The organism is Moritella sp., assembly GCF_013215705.1.
Classification (GTDB): Bacteria; Pseudomonadota; Gammaproteobacteria; order Enterobacterales; family Moritellaceae; genus Moritella.
Map to the genome: position 1 here is coordinate 281,439 of NZ_JABSQR010000004.1, position 16,049 is coordinate 297,487.

At 39.8% G+C, this 16,049-nt stretch carries 15 protein-coding genes; 5 read left to right on the forward strand and 10 right to left on the reverse strand.

The window, feature by feature from the left end; translation table 11 throughout:
• Positions 1-66: 66 nt before the first annotated feature.
• The 6 genes from HRT96_RS01660 to HRT96_RS01685 all read right to left on the reverse strand — a co-directional run bounded on the left by HRT96_RS01660 (position 67) and on the right by HRT96_RS01685 (position 7,029).
• Positions 67-471: a DoxX family protein gene (locus HRT96_RS01660; protein WP_293151289.1), complete on the reverse strand. Its 405-nt coding sequence runs from the start codon at positions 469-471 to the stop codon at positions 67-69.
• Position 472: 1 nt separating this feature from the next.
• Positions 473-892: an organic hydroperoxide resistance protein gene (locus HRT96_RS01665; protein ID WP_293151384.1), complete on the reverse strand. Its 420-nt coding sequence runs from the start codon at positions 890-892 to the stop codon at positions 473-475.
• A gap of 205 nt (positions 893-1,097) precedes the next feature.
• Positions 1,098-1,934 (reverse strand): YbaY family lipoprotein, encoded by an 837-nt coding sequence (locus tag HRT96_RS01670; protein WP_293151292.1) that lies wholly within the window; start codon positions 1,932-1,934, stop codon positions 1,098-1,100.
• Between the two features lie 119 nt (positions 1,935-2,053).
• On the reverse strand, positions 2,054-4,399 hold the full coding sequence (locus tag HRT96_RS01675) for an amidohydrolase family protein (protein ID WP_293151295.1): 2,346 nt from the start codon (positions 4,397-4,399) through the stop codon (positions 2,054-2,056).
• A gap of 90 nt (positions 4,400-4,489) precedes the next feature.
• Positions 4,490-5,575, reverse strand: coding sequence for an alpha/beta hydrolase (locus tag HRT96_RS01680; protein ID WP_293151298.1), 1,086 nt, complete (start codon positions 5,573-5,575; stop codon positions 4,490-4,492).
• A gap of 290 nt (positions 5,576-5,865) precedes the next feature.
• Positions 5,866-7,029, reverse strand: a complete 1,164-nt coding sequence (locus tag HRT96_RS01685; RefSeq protein WP_293151301.1) for a flagella assembly protein FlgT — start codon at positions 7,027-7,029, stop codon at positions 5,866-5,868.
• Between the two features lie 227 nt (positions 7,030-7,256).
• On the opposite strand from HRT96_RS01685, the gene HRT96_RS01690 reads away from it, so the two are divergent.
• From HRT96_RS01690 to HRT96_RS01700, 3 genes are read left to right on the forward strand one after another with little or no spacing between them, the layout of a single operon-like run.
• Positions 7,257-7,526, forward strand: coding sequence for a hypothetical protein (locus HRT96_RS01690; protein ID WP_293151304.1), 270 nt, complete (start codon positions 7,257-7,259; stop codon positions 7,524-7,526).
• A 39-nt stretch (positions 7,527-7,565) separates the two neighbouring features.
• Positions 7,566-8,249 (forward strand): FlgO family outer membrane protein, encoded by a 684-nt coding sequence (locus HRT96_RS01695; protein WP_293151307.1) that lies wholly within the window; start codon positions 7,566-7,568, stop codon positions 8,247-8,249.
• A gap of 9 nt (positions 8,250-8,258) precedes the next feature.
• On the forward strand, positions 8,259-8,717 hold the full coding sequence (locus HRT96_RS01700) for an LPP20 family lipoprotein (RefSeq protein WP_293151309.1): 459 nt from the start codon (positions 8,259-8,261) through the stop codon (positions 8,715-8,717).
• A 144-nt stretch (positions 8,718-8,861) separates the two neighbouring features.
• Here the strand turns inward: HRT96_RS01700 and menA are convergent, their stop codons facing one another.
• Positions 8,862-9,728: a 1,4-dihydroxy-2-naphthoate octaprenyltransferase gene (menA, locus tag HRT96_RS01705; protein WP_293151312.1), complete on the reverse strand. Its 867-nt coding sequence runs from the start codon at positions 9,726-9,728 to the stop codon at positions 8,862-8,864.
• A 179-nt stretch (positions 9,729-9,907) separates the two neighbouring features.
• On the reverse strand, positions 9,908-12,067 hold the full coding sequence (locus HRT96_RS01710; RefSeq protein ID WP_293151315.1) for a transporter substrate-binding domain-containing protein: 2,160 nt from the start codon (positions 12,065-12,067) through the stop codon (positions 9,908-9,910).
• Positions 12,068-12,170: 103 nt separating this feature from the next.
• Here HRT96_RS01710 and HRT96_RS01715 point away from each other — a divergent pair, with 103 nt between their 5' ends.
• Together HRT96_RS01715 and HRT96_RS01720 are read left to right on the forward strand one after the other, a co-directional pair.
• Positions 12,171-12,317, forward strand: a complete 147-nt coding sequence (locus HRT96_RS01715; protein ID WP_293151318.1) for a hypothetical protein — start codon at positions 12,171-12,173, stop codon at positions 12,315-12,317.
• Positions 12,318-12,566: 249 nt separating this feature from the next.
• Positions 12,567-13,826: a dicarboxylate/amino acid:cation symporter gene (locus HRT96_RS01720; RefSeq protein ID WP_293151321.1), complete on the forward strand. Its 1,260-nt coding sequence runs from the start codon at positions 12,567-12,569 to the stop codon at positions 13,824-13,826.
• A 108-nt stretch (positions 13,827-13,934) separates the two neighbouring features.
• Here HRT96_RS01720 and HRT96_RS01725 read toward each other — a convergent pair whose 3' ends face one another.
• The gene (locus tag HRT96_RS01725) at positions 13,935-15,299 is read right to left on the reverse strand and encodes an NCS2 family permease (protein WP_293151387.1); all 1,365 of its coding nucleotides are present in this window, start codon (positions 15,297-15,299) and stop codon (positions 13,935-13,937) included.
• Positions 15,300-15,379: 80 nt separating this feature from the next.
• On the reverse strand, positions 15,380-15,733 hold the full coding sequence (uraH, locus tag HRT96_RS01730) for a hydroxyisourate hydrolase (RefSeq protein WP_293151324.1): 354 nt from the start codon (positions 15,731-15,733) through the stop codon (positions 15,380-15,382).
• Positions 15,734-16,049: the final 316 nt, after the last annotated feature.

Here is a 16,049-nt window from a genome sequence, read left to right on the forward strand (position 1 = left end):
AACATTAAAGCACGTTACACAGACGACTAATATAGACCATGTAACGCATATTAAAAATAGGACTGATTATTTGTTTTCAGTATCCGTATTAGTGACTTGAACTGATGTCCAATGATGACCAGATAACACCAACAGACCAGCAAAAATACCTAAGTTTTTAATGAAGTTTTGCATTTCATGCCCCCCTTCTAGGCCCGTTAAGTTCCAAAAATCATGTAAGTTGACATTAATTACCAGAACCAGTCCAGCCAGCATTAGCGCAACGATAGCAGTATAACGATTAGCAATAAGCAAGATAGCTGCAACAATCTGGAATACACCTGCAGCCGCTAGCAGCACAGGTACAAACGGCATGTTATGCTTTTCCATTAACCCAATATGCATGTCCCAAGATACAAACTTCATAATGCCTGGAATTAAGAAGTACAACGCCAACATGATGCGACCAACGGTTAATAACACCTTATTCATCTTATGCTTGACCCTTTACGTTAAGTTGCACATCAATATTACCGCGAACTGCGTTTGAATAAGGGCAAACCTGATGTGCTGTTGCCACTAATTTTTCAGCATCCGCTTGAGATAATGCTAACTCAATAGCAAGGCTGACTGTTAACACAAAACCACCCGTCGCATTAGGACCAATCCCCACTTCTGCAGATACTGGCGCAGCAGTAATTTTAATTTTCATTTCGCGTGCTACATGCAGGATAGCATTCGAAAAACAAGCCGCGTAACCCGCAGCGAATAACTGTTCTGGATTTGTCGCAGCGCCCGTGCCGCCCATTTCTTTAGGATAGCTTAGTGCTAACGATAACATACCGTCATCTGTAGCTACTTGACCGTTACGACCCGCTGACGCTGTTGCTGTTGTTGTATAAAGTGTTGTCATCATAAATTCCTATAAATAAACCCAAGTTACATTGCGCGCAACTCAACTGCGTTAACTATAGTCCTGATGACACACAATTACAACTACATTGCGCGCAATTTATATTTATAGTTGAAACTCTAGAAAGTAAAAAGCCCCATCATGAGAACCATGACGGGGCTTATAACAAAAAATAAAAACGTTAGTTGATAAATTAGGTTATCGGTTATTTATTTGCCTGTGCCGTAAATTGCCCTAAAACAATACCGACATTACTGTATAACGTTAATGTATTATCAATCACTTTATAATTATCAGTTTCTGATAATGCGGTTAAAAATTGGGTTTCCAAGTTCATTTGTTGAAAACACAATTTCTTTGTTGTTAACAATTTTGTCAGGTTTACGTTACTCGCAAGTACATCATAACGGCCGCTAAAACGATTGCAGCCAGCAAAACCAACAACCTTATTATCACCTTGGGTAAACGTAAGGTGAGGCGGCTGCTGAGTCTCTTCTACAGTGATCGCTTGCGACCCTAATATCGACAGCTGCCACTGCGTATCAACCAAACTCGCTTGCCCGTCATTTTGAACTTCAGAGCGAACTTGTGACACTAAAATTTCACTTGGTTTTAGCCCTTGATTAGCAAATGCATCTACCTGCTGTGTATTGGTAAATAATAACTGACCATCAAGCTCAATCCGCGCACGTAGTGCATAACGATGTCGCGGCTTTATTTTCGCAGCATCGTAACTTAAGTCTATTTGATATGGTGGCGCACCAACCGCTGTAATTGTCTGCTTAGCAATAACTTCTGCTGCCACATCCATTTTTGAAACATCTTCTAATACCAAGCTCACTTGTGCACCCGGTGGTAACGCAATACGCTGACGGTAGAATACGCTCGCAGTAATACTCTGTTGCTGAACTGTTACAGTTTGTGCAAGGTTAGCACTCTTCTGCTCGGTAGTTACACAGCCACTCAAGCCCATTAATAAGCTTGTGATAACCGCAGTAGTTAAAAATGTTTTATGATTTAGCAGACGTTTATTTTTTTGCATGTAAATAATTACCTTAGAAGAATTGGTTAAATTAGCAAACAATCAAAATATAGCAGCAGTCTAACGGATATGTCCGGTAACACTTTGATATAAATCAAAGTTAGCGCCGCTTTACAAACTCACTGCACAAGTACGGTTTTAGGTTCTGGTACAATACCACTGCCTGTGCTAGGCGGTTGTGGGGTCGGCTTCACAACTAACTCAAATAACTGTCCTGACAACTTACTCAACTCAGGTAGGTCTAAAGTCGCTGAGTACAGTGGCTTACCATTATTTTCGATTCTCGCTCTAACAACATACTGACCATTGTTATCAAATAGTGCAGGATCGTATTGTAACGAAATATTATATGGCGGGGGCGTATGTGCTACGATGGTTTTTTGGCCTAACATAGCGTTGCTAATATCGGTTTTAGAAATATCTTCTAACGTGATCGTGATCGTTGAAGATGCAGGTAAACTCGCACGTTCTAAATAAATCACACGCACTTCTAAATGTTGCTTTTTAGGTGTTACCGCAACCGTATTCACCTGATCTTCAAACACCACGCCCCATACCGGAATATCTTTAATCTGCATTGGCGTTACTTTTAATGGGTTTTGCTCCAGCAAGGTAAAATTAGCCGTTTTACCTACAACAATAGAGCCAATTTTATCTTCCAGCCTTAACGTATGCGCCGCGTTAATGGTAATGGCTTGCATCGCTTGATACGCAGTAATACGCTCTTGCTGTGAAACCTTATTTAGACCCGATGTGACACGGTTAACCGCCGTCCACGCTAACGTTAACGGCTCCATTGGTGCCATTGAAAAATCGGAATGAAATGAAACCGGCACATTGCTCTGCATTAAACTATTAACCCGCACTAAATTTTCGGCACGCTCGCGGCCTAATCCAACCTCCGAATATTTATCCGCTAATGCCCATAAATAATACGGGTTAACCGATGCTTCGATGTCTAATGTTACCAACTGAGTCACTTGCTCTTTAGTAAAGTAGCCCATGTGATGTAAAGTAAATCGATGATCTTCACGCGCTAATTTAGCTTGATCCGCTTGGTTAAAATCTAGCACTTGTTGGATCCCTAAGTCACCATTAGCATGCACATGGATCTGATAGCCATTTTGCCAATAAAAACTCAGTTGCTGCTGGAATATATCCAACGGTGTCATCCACTCACCTTTATGACCATCAAGATAACCGTCTTGCATCTGCATTAACTGAGAATAGATCGCCCCATCAGAGAATAGCTTCACTTGCTTAGGTAAGAACTTGATGTTGCCGGTATTGTATTGAGCTTCTAGCGTTTCCATGAACGCTAATGCTTTCTGATTACTCTGCCCATTGGCATTATATAAATACGTACCATTCGGAATAAGAAAGACATCATAAGGTGGTTTTTGATCCATTTCTGATTTTAATAACTGGTATTCCAAATCAAAGTTAGTGCTAGGGAAACCCGGTTCCGCTATCGTTGTAATACCATTTTTAAGCACTAATTTAGACATGATATTTAACCCTAACTTGTAACTTTCAGGATTAATAAAATCAGCCGTAATCTTAGGTAATAATGCTAGCCAGCCACCTTCATAAAAATGACCTTTATCCCAATCAACTTGTGGGTTGTCAGCAAAATCTGCTTGTTTAAGACCAAATTTTTTGATCGCTGCATCGTTTAAAAATATTTCATGGAAAGAACGATGAATGATCGCAACAGGTTTGTCTGGTGACAATTCATTTAATATTTCACGGGTTAACTCGCCATGCCAAAGTTGGTGATAACCCCAAACAAAAAATACCTTATCTTGGTCAGCATTGGCATCAATCGATTGCTTTAAACGTTCAAGATAAGCGAAATGACCAGCAACACCTTTTTTAACTTCATTCGGTAACACCCAATCATATGGGGCAATAATTTCATTGGGCAGCATAATAGCCGCAATGGAAGGATGTACGTGCGGTTCGACAAAACCCGGTAACATGGTTTTGCCGCTAATATTAATGAGTTTAGTATTATCGCCACTGAGCTTCATCGCATCGATTTTAGCGCCAACAAAGATAATTTTTTTATCTTTGGTCGCGACCGATTCAGTATAACTAGGCTCCACACCTGCCATCGTCAAAATATCACCGCCAAAATAAATAGCATCAGCAATAACGGGTAATACTTTGATTGCTGATACTTCGGTATTTTTTAGTGGTGAATCGCTAGAGTCCGGCGTTTTTACACCAGTATTATCAACGACTTTCGTTGTCTCTACCGTGTTTGATTTATTTACTTTTAATGGCGTGGCAGCCGCCTCATCTGAGACCGTATTGGAAACAATGTTAGCTTCGATGTTAGCCATGTCGTGTGCATGGGCTTGTATACCAAACAATAGACCGCACAAAAGTGTAATTAGCATAAGCCATTGCACAAAAACAGAAAACGATTGAATAGGGCTAACGAAGCCTTGAGTTGACATTACGCCACTCCCTTATAACTCAGTGAAAGTATGAATAAAATAACATATCAGTCGCTATAAAACCATAAAATCACCATCACTGATAGTCTGCTAACCAGCCTCTTTTTCTAGTTCATATTCACATTGCGCTACAAACTTACCAATTTCAATGTATGCCTCGTCAGCCTCTTCTAAATCAAATAAATGCCAGACATGCAACATATTAGACCATGTTTGCAAGCGTACATTAGAACCTTGCGAGCGGGCTTTATTGGTATAACGGCGAGAATCATCAACCATCATTTCGGTATCACTGGCCTGGATCAAAATGGGAGGTAAACCAGATAAATTGGCGAAAATCGGTGATACTTGTGGGTCACGGGGATTCATGCGGAAAAGTATAGCGACCCAAAGAAGTAAAATAAATTGCGGGAAATGGTGAAACTTACCCAAAAACGGATGCAACAGGAAATCAGTTTTAGCATTATAACTCAAACTGCCATAACTAAAGGTACTATCAATACAAGGACATATCGCAATTGCAGCGTCAACTTGACGAATTTCTTGCTGCTTGAGCCAACCAATAAGCGCAAGAGTTAAATTGCCACCCGCAGAATCACCTGCAACATAAATTCGATGACACACTTGCGGATTATTGGGATTATTAGCCAGTAACCATTGATACGCATAACGGCAATCTTGAATGCCCTTCACTCGTTTACCATCTGGGATCATGTCATAACTCACCGCAAAGACAGTGACACCGAGTTCACGCGCCAGACGCTCTGTCACGACACGGTGACTCTTGGGACTGCCAACCGCAAAACCACCACCGTGAATATAAAGTAAACGCTTATTTACATCACTTTTTTTATTCAGCACCCATTCACCCATAATGCGATGACCTTGAAAGCTTGTTAAGACGGGAATAATCTCACAATCTAATTCCACATCACCTAAACGATCAATATTTTTACGCAATGCATAGAGATACTTACTCGGTTTAATAAAACTAATTGGTTCCTTTATACTTTCGATAAGTTCCAGTGCTTGAGGATATTTATATGAAGGTGTCGGGCGGTAAAAAGTGGCACTTAAATCAGCGCTATCATATTGGCGAAGATCTTCACCATATAGATTACGTATCAACAACAACAAAATAACTAAAACGATAATAGCAGTAATCAAAGACCACATGTTCACAACTCCCTGTCTGTATTTAAACAACAATAAAGCAATTAACCAAAACTAAAGCGATAACAGTATTATTCAAATAAAACCAGCCAGTAGAGTAAAAACATCATGAAAACGCTAGCTTTACGGCAAAACATTCATTTCAATATGAAGCTAGCTCACAACATTGGGCATCAACCAAAACATCAACAACACGCAGCGCCAATATACCCAAGCCAGTCTCAGATATAACATCTCGACGTAGTTGGGGGTATACAAGGTAGTTCAGGGAAACCACTGGATCACGACATTAGTTAATTTAAAATGACTAAATCATCGATTTGCACATTGGCAGTTGGTTGCCTATCCGTGGTCTTCAAACTCGCTTGCTGGTCGTAAAGTTTCGTTACTTCAACTTCGCTACTGCTATTAGTCTCTTTTTTACGGCTGATACCAAACTGATCAACATAACTGCCAGTATGCTTGATCATAAATTTATCACCTAATTTCAGGCCATTATTCCGACCTATATTAATGTTCACTTCATTACCATCCACAGCAATAACACGCGCTTCAACCAATTTACATTGCAAACTGGCATCTAAATCAAATAATACATCATCAATAATTAACTGCAAAGATTGGCCAAACTCAGAGCGCCAAAATTTTAACGTATCCGTATCCACTATGCGGTGCTTAGCAAACTCCCACTTAGTGACTTTACTGTAATTTCGATCAAACAACAGGCTACCGTTAAAACCATCAAAAACTTGTATATTCAAGCGAAAATTACGCTCAGGCAAATCATCCGCGAGTATTTTGGCGATACCATTAACAACAGGTTTAAATGTCGATAAGTCTGTAATTGTGCCCAAAATAATATACTGACTATCTGCTGACTTGCTGATTTGCTTAACTTCTTGTCCAGTTAAACTACCTCGCAGCGGCAAAGAACTGCCGCTAAAGCCGATGTTTTGATTGATAAATTCACGTGCATCGAAAGTTTGACTATTTTTACGCAGACTTTGGTACAACAAGCGACTGAAAGATTCGTTAATATTGTAGATACCACCATAACTGGCTTGTTCACGGTGTCTAATACCAAAACGCAGTAAAGACACTGATTTTTGATAACCCGCACTTAAGCATTTATTACGGTCTGCAACGATATCCGTTACAATTTGCACCCTGATTTTATCTAATTTAATCGATTCACTTTTTAATCGAATATCCCTCACCTCACCATCCATACGGATCTGAAAGCTATCAGATAATATCCTACCGCCGTTAAAAGATTGTAAGCTAGAAACCGATGCGCCTGCATATAATAGCGCTTGTTTCAATGCATTGCGTACCGCTAACTCTCGAGCAATGTCAACGTCACCGTCAATAATAATCGCCTCACCCTCAACCTCATACCATTCAGCATGTAGGGTGAACGAACAACAAATTAGCAATAGTAGTAGCAGTTTTTTCATTTTTAATCGCATATGAATTTTGAATATGTCTATTTTAAAAGCAACATTTGTACCAGATCAAATTTTTCTGAATATAAAACCGTATCTAGGTGAATTTAATAGATAATAACGCTATCGTAATAAAAATTAAGTTGTATCAATTTATTGGCAAGTAAATTGCTTGTGTTTATGTATATCTCTAACGATGTATTCTTATAATCACGCATAACATAATTTTAGGAACTAATATGAAGCGTTTTTTACTACCGTTATTAGCGGTTGTGTTGACTTCAGCCTGTACTGTGATTAAAGAGCCCAATCACGTTTTATTGACTGGCGCAAATACCACAGTGCAACCTATCGTTATTAAACAAGTTATTGTTCAACCTATTTATCAGCCAAATGGCCATAATGCAAATATGGCACAAAGTATGCTAACTAAAGAACAGTATAATAATATATTTAGAAGTCCTTACACCTACCCTTACCGCCGTGACATTTCAACCAGCAGTAAATAACGGTTTAACGACAATAATTAAAGCACTTAAGGAAGTAATATGAAAAAGGCAGTCATAGCTATCAGCCTAATTACCTTACTCACAGGTTGCGCATTAAAACAGCCCGCAGCTCCTGAAGAAGAGAAAGAAACACCGCCTCATTCATCTTGGGATGGTAATTCTTATGAACCAAAATACCCAAGAAGTTTATTACCAAACCAACCAATAAACTATACTCAAGAATTAAGTTTTATCGTGCGAGGTTTAGCGGATCAGTTGATCGTCAATGATTTGTCTATTATTCCTAATAATGAGCCGATTGCCGTCACTTCTTTCGTCAATCTTGACGATCTATCGACAACAAATTGGCTCGGTCAGACCTTATCTGAATCTTTTATTCACGAATTAACCATTCGTCGTATTCCGGTTATTGATTATAAAACCACAGGCACGATCAGTGTTACTGGCCAAGGTGACTTTGTATTCACCCGAGATTGGAAAAAATTACGCGGTCAATTACCTGTATCACGTATCTTAACCGGAACCATGTCACGTAACAGTGAAGGCGTGATTGTTAATATGCGTATCATTAATATGGAATCAGGTTTTGTTGAATCAACAGCGCAAGGTATTATTCCTAACCATCTCGTAATTGGCGGCTCAAATAGTATGGGTCCATTAGAGGGGCGTGGTCGTTATATTTACCGTACTGGTTCAGCACCTTCTGTGCGTATTACTAATTAAGGTTTATCAATGAAATATCTGCGTCTACTTATGTTTGCCACTCTGGTTAGTCTAACAGGCTGTTCACTATTAGAAAAAAATACAGTTTATGATATCAAAGAACCGAAAACCTTCCCTGTACTCAAGGCAGTTGGCTATGCTGCTTTAAGTTCTCAGCCGGGCAATAGTGACAGTGAGCGCATGCTTAATGCGATGCGCGCATCTAAATTAGATGCTTACCGAGAATTAGCAGAGCAAGTCAGTGGCCAAGAAATTTACAGTGACACTAGCTACAGGTCACGTTCATTGCAAGGCGAGACCATCGAAGCATCAGTATCCGGTATCATCCGTGGGGCACGTGTGGTGCAAACTTACCCGATTAATGAAGATGTATACGCAACAGAGCTAGAGCTCGATTTTAAACGAGTTTTTGAGTTATATGAGAATACATCGTCAATGCCAACTCGCGTGCAAAAAACCCGTTATTAATATCAATTTCATGAGATTAGTGAGCAATTATAAAAATACCGAATTAACTTATTATTTACTATAATAAAAACTAACTCGGTATTTTTATAACATTCACGGTATAGCACGGGCAGTCATTATCAGTACTGCTCTCTTCAATTTCGGTTAACGCATCATTAAATCAACTGAATAAAATCCGCCCCACAATAATACCAACATCGAAGTTTGTGCTAGCTGTACGTTTAATTGTTTACCATCACGTTGGTATATCACAATACACAAAGCCAACTGAACAGGCAGTAATAACAGCATTAGCAACCCTTGATAGCGATCAATAACAAGCAACAGCGAAGGCAATAACACAGTAAAGCAATAAAGATGCTTACTTGCTTTGACGCCTAAGCGCGTCGCTAACGTAAATTTCTGTGCACGACAATCAGACGCTACATCACGAATGTTATTAACCAACATGATAGCCACAACCAAAAAGCCGACCTGACTAGCAGGAATAAAGACAGCAAACGCCAACACTTGGGTTTGTAAATAATAACTGCCGACCACAGCTAACCAACCGAAATAGAGAAAAACAGCCATTTCTCCAAGCCCATGTGAAGCTAATGGCCGCGGACCGCCACTATAAATATACACGCCAGCCAGCGATAATATGCCTAACACGACGTACAGCCAACCACCGACATAGATAAGATAACAGCCACTGACAATAGCAAGTAAGCACATTGCTATAATACCAAGGCGTAAATGCGCTGCTGATATCAAACCTTTCTGTAATGCACGATCGGGGCCTAATCGATCTTCACCATCGACACCACTTTTACCATCAAAATAATCATTAGAAAGATTCACCGCAATTTGTAGAGCCATACAGCAGACCATACACAATGTGGCGATATAAAAACTGAAATTAACTGGAGAGTCGACCCAAGCCAGTGTTTGTCCAAGTAAAATAACCGCTAATGCCACCAGCAGTGTTTTCGGACGTGTAACAAGAAACCAAGAAGATAATGTAGTCATAACATTTAAACATGCGAAAAATAGATAAAATGAGCATAAAATACCTATTTAGTAATGTCCACTTTTATTGTTTGATTAACAAGGTCATTCCAACCAGAATGACCTAACGCAATATTCAGACTAATCGCTCTGCCATGGCTAATGAACAGATAATAACGCATTCGCGACACGCCCTCGGCTTAGATTTTTTTCACAATATTGTCATACGTTTCAAAGCGACGTTTAATTTCACGGATATAATTAACAGGTTCTTGCCCACGTACATAACCGTAACGGGCTTTAGCCGCATATTTAGATTTAGACAGCAGTAACATGGCGTTTTCAACATGGCCAAACCAGACATCATCACGCCAGCCTTGTTGTTTCGCTAAGCGCATTGCATCACGAACATGCCCTGCGCCGGCATTATAAGACGCCAACGTAAACCAGATTAACTGATCCGCCTGCACTTCATCCTTACGCATACGTTCACGAACCCAATTCATATAAAGCACACCCGCTTTAATCCCCCGCTCTGGCACATGTACGTCGAGGATCCCCAATTCTTTTGCAGTACGTGGCATTAATTGGAATAACCCTTTCGCACCCGCCATCGATTTGGCTTTAGGATTGAAACGACTTTCTTGATGCATCTGAGAGACGAGTAAGCGCCAATCAAAATCATGCTGACGGGCATATTTCTTCACAATATCGTCATAAGGCGATAAAACCCCAGAATCATTCTGCAGCACATAATCTTTATAATGGGTATCTAAGCGTTTTTGATTCTTAAAGTATTTATTATAAATGACATTATAAAACAGACCCTTGTAATGCTTTTTAATAAAAGCATTAGACTTTGCTAAGAGCTTATCATGGCCCGATGCCACCGCCCAACTTTGCGACTTAGGCGCACCTAACGCCATTAAAGATTGGATATCATCACGAAAGGTCATCTCGATATCGACAATATGGCTATCAGCTATGGTCATTTCGTATTCTTTTCCCCCCACTTTATCAATGATCGCTTCTGTTTCCTGACTTTCAGGCACGCCAACTAAATTAATACCACTGACGGTTTTCTTTAACTCGACCGCACTCTCCCAATACGAGCTCGATGGTCTAATATAAATATTACTGTTGGCCAGTTCTGTTGCATCACGGATCTCGGCACGGTCCTTATGGGCAACAATCAATTCAGAGGCATAATGATAAGGACGTGAGAAGGCAATGCCTTTATTTCGTCTCTGCGCCGTTGGAGTTAAAAAACCCAGCGCAATATCAGCTTTATCTTCAAGCAAGTAATCAAGTAAGGCCACATTGTTCGGCGCGACGATAATTTCGTAGCGTAATTTATGCTCTTTGGCAAATCGTTTTGCTAACTCATAATGAAAGCCGAGCAGTTCACCACGCCAAATATAATAAGAAGAAAGGTTGTTACGTAACACGAAACGAATGGTTTTGGTTTCCTGGATCTTTTGCCATTGGGTTTTATAGCGATGTGCTGATTTCGGCTTCACTTTGGCAATTAAATTTTGTTCTTTCAGAAATTGATTTAACTCATTTAACAGTTGTTTGTTATTCGGAGCAACCCCCCAAGCAAGCTGACGTGTGGCACTTGCTTGTAAACTCATTTTAATATCATCACGGTAAGCGCTTGCTGACTGAATTAAATTTTTATCTTGAATGGTAATATCATATTCACCACTCGCCAGTTTATCGTATAAGGCTTCATGGCTAATCCTGCTATCGACTAACCGGATTTTCAGGTTTGGATAGATTTTTTGTAGTCCGAATGCCGTGGATTCATAGCTCTTCCCCTTTTGAATCACAATTTCACGACCATTTAAGTCTTTACCCGATTGTAAACTCTTGCTTTGACTGCCCATCAGCAAGTATTCTTTGGTGAGTAAAAAAGGATCACTAAAACTGATCAATTTTTCCCGTTGACCAGTCTTAGTTAAATTCGCGGCAATCACATCACCCTCACCCGCTAATAGCATTGGAATAAGATCGGCGAATTTTGTCACGCGGATATTTTCAATTTTCAGCTTCTTTTCATCGGCAAATTGCTGGAGGTAATCTAATTCAATATCTTGAGGGTGGCCTCGACGGGGGAAAATAATTTCGCCACCAGCCCACGTTAGTACGCGTAATGTCTTTTGAGTGGGTACCGAAGCAGGCACTATAGCAACGGGAATGGTCGCAATAGTCAGGCCTGAAGGCGCAATATGAGTCGCCTTATTTGAGCTTGTCACTGCACTTGACTGTAAATATGTGATAAACATATCTAGAATAAATAGAGTCAGCAGCAAAAAATACACTTTTTTGGCTGTCTTGGTGATTAAAAATTTATACATTACATTCCTTTATAATGTTTACAGGACAACTCGAGTATTTTACGGCGGTCAGATTATGTTATTATCGACATCCTTAAACCACTCACTCTATAAGGCTCTGTTTATGCTTATTTCTTTCTTTGTTGGCGTTACCTTAGTTGTTTATATTAAACAAAAAGCACTGAAACCGAATTCAAAAGATACCATAATAATGTTAATTTCTGATGGTTATAAAGCACTGATCGATGACGTCAAAAAGGTAATGAAATAATTGCACAGTAATAACAGAATCGTCAACAGTATCTCACTTTAGGTAAACAAAGTTCATTTAATCGACAGAATAACCGATTATAAAACATGTCACAGCCAATATAACTAAGGATTTATCAATATAAAGCATGAATGGCTTTACATTTAACATTGGACCGATAGACTGACCTCTCTTTAACTAGGCTAACGGATGCTAAATTAGCACCCCGTTATGCTACACAATACGACACAGAAAACAGAGGACGTCATTTTGAGTAATACTCAATCAGTAGATACACCCACTTTAGGCCAAAAATTATGGTTTAATTTACCGCTTTGGCAAAAAATTGTTATCGGTATGATCCTTGGTATTACCGTTGGTCTCATTTTTGGTGAAGATGCAGTCGTCCTAAAACCAATTGGCTCATTCTTTGTTAACACCATTAAGATGTTAATTGTACCGCTGGTTTTCTGTTCCATTATTGTTGGTATTACGTCAATGCAAGACACCAATAAAATGGGCCGCATTGGTTTTAAAGCCATTATGTTTTATCTTATTTCAACCGCAGTTGCGATCACCATCGGCTTAGTATTAGGTCATGTGCTACAGCCTGGCGCAGGTTTAGGACTTGTTGCTCAACAGGTTGAAGTAGTAAAAGAAACATCATCACTCGTAGATACACTCGTTGCATTAGTACCCACTAACCCAGTAAGTGCGCTTGCTCAGGGTCATATCCTCCAAATTATTGTCTTTGCTGTTGCCCTTGGCGTATCACTCACACTGATTGGTGAAAAAGGAAAACCTGCTGTAGCACTTTTCGAAAGCCTGGCAGAAGCAATGTACAAGCTAACGGATCTCGTGATGAAACTCGCACCGTACGGTGTATTTGCGTTAATGGCGTGGGTGGCTGGTAAATTTGGTTTGGCACTGCTATTACCTCTCGTTAAAGTAATTGGTGCGGTTTACCTCGGTAGCATCTTGCATGTGTTAGGTGTTTATAGCGCATTAATTCTATTTATTGCAAAACTAAATCCAGTACAATATTTCCGCGGTATTGTTGATGCTCAGGTTGTTGCTTTCACCACTACATCAAGTGCAGGTACATTACCAGTATCAATGAAATGTGCACGTGAGAACCTCGGTGTATCAAAAGGTGTATCAAGCTTTGTATTACCACTAGGCACCACCATTAACATGGACGGCACAGCGCTTTACCAAGGTGTAACTACATTATTTGTCGCGCAAGCATTCGGTATTGATTTAGGCATGCCTGAATACATCACTATTATCTTAACAGCTACATTAGCATCTATTGGTACTGCCGGTGTACCTGGTGCGGGTCTTATCATGCTAACGTTAGTACTTACTACTGTTGGCCTACCTGTTGAAGGTGTGGCACTGATTGCTGGTATCGACCGTATTCTGGATATGGCACGTACCACCGTTAATATTTCTGGTGACATCGCCGCATCAGTGATCATTGCTAAATCAGAAAAAGAATTAGATACCACTATTTATAACGCAAAATAGTGATATCACGGTACAGTTTTATCTAAACCGTACCAACAACAAAGCCACTGATAAGTATCCTATTATTGGATACAGCATCAGTGGCTTTTTTATTGGCTTAACCTGTGTCTACATAAATGCTAATTTAGCCACAAACACCGCCGTTAATACCCAAATACTAATCGATACTTCTTGGTATTTACCTGATCCTACTTTTAGGAAAGTATAAGCGATAAAACCAAGTGCAATACCATTGGCGATAGAGAACGTGAAGGCCATCATGATTGCCGTAATACAGGCTGGTACATAATCGGTAAACTCATCCCAGTTCACTTTACTCAGACCACTCATCATCAAGAAAGAAACAAAGATAAGTGCACCGGCAGTCGCATAACTTGGAATAATTAACGCTACATCAGTAAAGAAAGTCGCCGCTAAGAATAACACACCAACCGTTACCGCAGTTAAACCTGTTCGGCCACCAGCAGCAACACCAGACGCACTTTCAACATAGGAGGTTACTGGCGGGCAACCCACACACGCACCTAACACACTTGATACCGAATCGGCTTTTAATGATTTTTTCAGGTTTTGGATCTCGCCTTTTTCATTCACAAGATTGGCTTTGTCCGCCACCCCCATTAACGTACCCGCAGTATCAAACATATTCACGAATAAGAACGAGATGATGACACTGACCATACCAACATTAAACAAACCTTCAGTATTGTAAAATAGATGCTCAAAATCCATGGCCATGAATAATGGCGCAATGCTTGGCGGCATAGAAATAATTGACGCCGGTGCCGACACCAGACCTAGTGGAATACCAGCAAGCGTTGTCACTAACATACCGATTAATACCGCACCAAATAGATTACGGCGGAATAATGAGCCAATGATGAGGAAGGTTAACGCGGCAAGTAATACACTCGGCTCTGTAAAATCGCCCATGGTCACCAAGGTTGGTTGAGAAGCAACGATGATACCGGCACTTTTAAAACCAATGATGCCTAAAAACAAACCCACACCTGCAGTCATCGCATAACGTAAACTCTGCGGAATACTGTCTAATATCCATTCTCGGATCTTGTAAAAACTCATTAACGCAAAGAGCACACCCGATACAAAAACCGCAGCCATCGCAACCTGCCAAGTGTAACCCATGTCAAATACGACCGTATAAGTAAAGAAAGCATTAAGCCCCATACCCGGTGCAAGTCCCACTGGCCAGTTCGCATATAGACCCATCAACATACAGCCAATTGCAGCACCGATACAGGTAGCCACGACCAGTGCATCTTTATCCATACCTGTTTTGGCCATAATATCGGGGTTTACAAAAATAATATAAGCCATAGTAACGAACGTTGTTAAACCTGCCATAAGCTCAGTTTTCACCGTAGTGCCATGCTCTGAGAGTTTAAATAACCGCTCCAGTACGCCACTTTTAGCTGATCCCTGTAACTCAGATCCTTGTTGTGTTTTATCCATCATACTTTCCTTGTTGTATTCGGGTTTACCGATTTTACGTTTTTACGTTTTTATATTATTAATTTTATTATTTGTTTCAACTAACTACCACGATAAGTTGAATAACTAAACGGGGATACGAGCAGCGGCACATGGTAATGCGCTTGGGTATCGTTAATCCCAAAGCGGATCACAATGTCATCTAAAAAAGCAGTCTCAGGTACCGCAGCGCCACGTGCACGGAAATAATCAGCCGTATCAAACTGTAATTGATACTTACCAACACGCAGTTCATCACTGGTTAATAGCAAAGTATCGGTACGCCCATCACTGTTAGTGACAGCTGAAGCGACTAATTCTAATTGATCTGCTTCTACCTTATATAATTTAATACTGATGCCAGCACCTGGTACGCCATTAGCTGTATCAAGTACATGTGTACTGAGTCCACTCATAATCAAAAATACCTTACTGTCACAATTAAATATCACGGCTTAAATATCGTCCAAACTACAAAGTGAATACATAGATCGATACAATATGTTAAATTTATGTTTCACATGATTACAGAAAAATAGTAAAAAGTTAAATTATTAATCTGTTTTTTATTTTAAAAATACAAAAAAACACTTAATTAACTCCAGAATAATCACTAATAAATAGATAAAACCAAGCATATACTAACGACTCACCCCATTTTAGGTACAAAACAAAATCTTGCAAACTTGTTAAATATTTATATAGATTTTGTATACAATAATTGTAATAATT

Excerpts from the sequence above, each read along its gene's own strand:
- HRT96_RS01660 (WP_293151289.1), bottom strand. The coding sequence starts at position 471 with ATGAATAAGGTGTTATTAACCGTTGGTCGCATCATGTTGGCGTTGTAC.
- HRT96_RS01665 (WP_293151384.1), bottom strand. The coding sequence starts at position 892 with ATGACAACACTTTATACAACAACAGCAACAGCGTCAGCGGGTCGTAAC.
- HRT96_RS01670 (WP_293151292.1), bottom strand. The coding sequence starts at position 1,934 with ATGCAAAAAAATAAACGTCTGCTAAATCATAAAACATTTTTAACTACT.
- HRT96_RS01675 (WP_293151295.1), bottom strand. The coding sequence starts at position 4,399 with ATGTCAACTCAAGGCTTCGTTAGCCCTATTCAATCGTTTTCTGTTTTT.
- HRT96_RS01680 (WP_293151298.1), bottom strand. The coding sequence starts at position 5,575 with ATGTGGTCTTTGATTACTGCTATTATCGTTTTAGTTATTTTGTTGTTG.
- HRT96_RS01685 (WP_293151301.1), bottom strand. The coding sequence starts at position 7,029 with ATGAAAAAACTGCTACTACTATTGCTAATTTGTTGTTCGTTCACCCTA.
- HRT96_RS01690 (WP_293151304.1), top strand. The coding sequence starts at position 7,257 with ATGAAGCGTTTTTTACTACCGTTATTAGCGGTTGTGTTGACTTCAGCC.
- HRT96_RS01695 (WP_293151307.1), top strand. The coding sequence starts at position 7,566 with ATGAAAAAGGCAGTCATAGCTATCAGCCTAATTACCTTACTCACAGGT.
- HRT96_RS01700 (WP_293151309.1), top strand. The coding sequence starts at position 8,259 with ATGAAATATCTGCGTCTACTTATGTTTGCCACTCTGGTTAGTCTAACA.
- menA (WP_293151312.1), bottom strand. The coding sequence starts at position 9,728 with ATGACTACATTATCTTCTTGGTTTCTTGTTACACGTCCGAAAACACTG.
- HRT96_RS01710 (WP_293151315.1), bottom strand. The coding sequence starts at position 12,067 with ATGTATAAATTTTTAATCACCAAGACAGCCAAAAAAGTGTATTTTTTG.
- HRT96_RS01715 (WP_293151318.1), top strand. The coding sequence starts at position 12,171 with ATGCTTATTTCTTTCTTTGTTGGCGTTACCTTAGTTGTTTATATTAAA.
- HRT96_RS01725 (WP_293151387.1), bottom strand. The coding sequence starts at position 15,299 with ATGGATAAAACACAACAAGGATCTGAGTTACAGGGATCAGCTAAAAGT.
- uraH (WP_293151324.1), bottom strand. The coding sequence starts at position 15,733 with ATGAGTGGACTCAGTACACATGTACTTGATACAGCTAATGGCGTACCA.